A 2,561-nucleotide genomic window follows, 5' to 3' on the forward strand; every position below is an offset into this window, starting at 1 on the left:
GCGCGACGGGCACGATATGCGTCAGATGCTCAGTTGGGTAGAGGGCAGGATTGGCCTCAATTTCGGTCTGCATCGCCGCGGTATTCCAAGCCAGCACGACGTTGGTGAGCAAGGAGATGGCCCCGCTGATGGCGTTTGCATCATCCTCGGCTCGGCCATGCTTGGCCTCGATCCGTCCGGTCAACAATGCGCGCTGCAGGGCATGGAGCGATTCACCCTGGGCAAGCAGCCGATGAACCTCGCGCCGGAATTCTGGGTTGACGAGATAGTCGAGCATGAACACGCTACGCATGACCTTGCCGACCACGGTACCGCATTCATAGACCGGGTTTCCCCGTGCGGCGCTGCCATGCCGCTCGATGATGGTCGCGGCGGAACCATACCCGCTCTGGAGCGAGGCCGCGATATGCTGGAGACCATCCCATCCGCTGCGTGCCGTGCGGCCGAGCGGTACACGCTCGACGATCGGCTCAAGCCGGGCGGGCACAGCAACACCGCGCGGCAGGTAGAGCTTGCGCCCTGAAAAGCCCGCAAGGCGGGGGCATAGGTCAAAGCCCAGAACCTTGGCCAATCCCATTGCGAAATGGGTGAAGCCGTGGGTGTCGACCGCCAGGCGCTGCAGCTCGGCGATCTGCTGCTGCAGCACACCTTCAAGTGCGACCCCGGCCTGGCGCTGGTTGAGCACGATAGCCTGATCGTAGATAATCGGCCACTGATCGAGAATATGCGAATAAGTGCCAATCGCCCTGGTGCCGCGACGCGGATCGGTGCCCGCGTTCCAGAGGTGCCGCGTGGCGTCCAGACTCATCATGTCCGCCGATGCCTGTTTACCTGTGCCCCATCGCCGTGCAACTGGGTGGGAGAGCATGTGGTTGACGACTGCGTCACTTGCGGCGCGCAGCTGCCCGCTTGCGATGATCTGGCGCATCACATGTTCGATCTGGTCATCGCTGACACCCGCAACCATCCGGCTGACGCTGGCCGCGCTCTGCATTGTGCCCAATCCCAGCAGGGCACAATAGACCTGTGTCAGCTCCGTCGTGCTGGCAGGCTGCCGCCCCAAGAGGATCCATGAGAAATGGGTAAGGGCATCGATCTCGATGAGAATATCGGGCAGTTGAACCGCGCCGATCGCCCCGAACAGGGCCCTGCGTGTCGCCCTGACTTCCGGGCCCTCGCCAAGCGCCTTGAGCTTGGGGATCCGCAGCCGGTCTTCGCGCAGGCCGATGTCACCGGCGGTGATCGCGGCATCGAGCGCGGTGACCTGGGCGGTCAATGTCGCTTTGTAATCGCCGAGATAGCCCTCAAGGGTCTTGGGTAGTGCCTGCGCCCGGGCGAAGCTGCCCTTGTGTTTGAGCCACTGCGCGGACGGCATCAGCTGATCGGAAAGACTGCGGTGCTTGATGCTGTCTACGCTGCTCGCGGCACCATTGCGCAGCGAGCGCTTGAGCAATAGCGCGGCGGCCACCTCATAGGCCGCCAGCCTTTCCTCAGCCGTGGATGCAGCTTCGACCAAGGCGCGCGGGGCCGATGCAAACGGCGTGCTCAGAGCCGCCAGTCCGGTCTCGTTGGTGGCATAGACGCCTGCCAGCGTGGTCATGGCAATCCCAAGGGGATGATCCTCTGCATAGGCGAGGTTCAAGCCGGACACCGCTTTGAGCAGGGCCCGCAAGCGCGCAGGCCGTGCAGCCATTTCGGCACGAATGGCCTGCGCCCGCCCGGTACCGATAGTCGCCACCGGCAACGGCGCAATCGCCGTCACCACTGTTGCACGCAATGCAGCATCGGAGAGGCTGGGGTCGCCCAGTGCCCGCCGGATAGCATTCACGCCGGCGCGATAGACTTCAAGTTCGCGAAAGGCGCGGATCTCGACTGTCCCATGCGCTTCGCGCCACAGGTTGCCGATGCGCCGACTGACCTGCTCAAGCACGACATCGTTCAACTGGAGAAGGTGCAAGCGCAACCAGCACCCAATCTCGACGGCGCGGCGCGGCTCCCTGAGCAAAGCCAGGGTTTGAACTTTTTGGGTGGCCATGCCGCTGGCATAATGGCGCATTCCGGTTATCGGCAGGGCGCCCAGCGATAGCCTGTCAGCCCCCAGGTTCCGCAGCGCATTGAGCCGCTGCGCTGCTTCGGCAATATTGATCTGGCTTGTACCGGTGGTGGGCTTGCGCAGCCATTCAAACAGCGTCTCGCCCGTTTCCTCGTCATGGACGGCAGACAAATCCTGGACCCAACGCTGCACGCATTGCCCACCAACTGTTTGCATCATCTCTGCGCGAATGGACTTGGTGACATAGGCTTGAGCAGCTGCCACCCGGTCTTCGATCCGGCTTTGGCCCGGCAGCACCCAATGGTGCTCAAAAAGCCAGATCATCGCCTGGCGCGTGAGCGCCGCGCTGTCGAAGCTCTGGGTCGCCATGCGGCGCAAATGGCCGGTCAGGGCGCGCTCGCTGGCGTCGCTATAATCCCTGAAGGCCAGCGCGGCCATCGCAGCCTGCTGGTGATGATAAAGCGTCATCCGTCGCCGGTAGATCGAACGGATCGACGCCAATTGCGGA

General features: G+C 63.3%; 1 protein-coding gene. It reads right to left on the bottom strand.

Annotation, left to right across the window (positions count from 1 at the left end; all coding sequences use genetic code 11):
• A partial coding sequence (locus tag AACY52_RS28290) for a Tn3 family transposase (RefSeq protein ID WP_339561068.1) occupies window positions 1–2,561 on the bottom strand: 2,561 nt, incomplete at both ends.

It is taken from the genome of Pseudomonas sp. EA_65y_Pfl1_P113 (genome assembly GCF_963970525.1).
Lineage (GTDB): Bacteria > Pseudomonadota > Gammaproteobacteria > Pseudomonadales > Pseudomonadaceae > Aquipseudomonas > Aquipseudomonas tritici.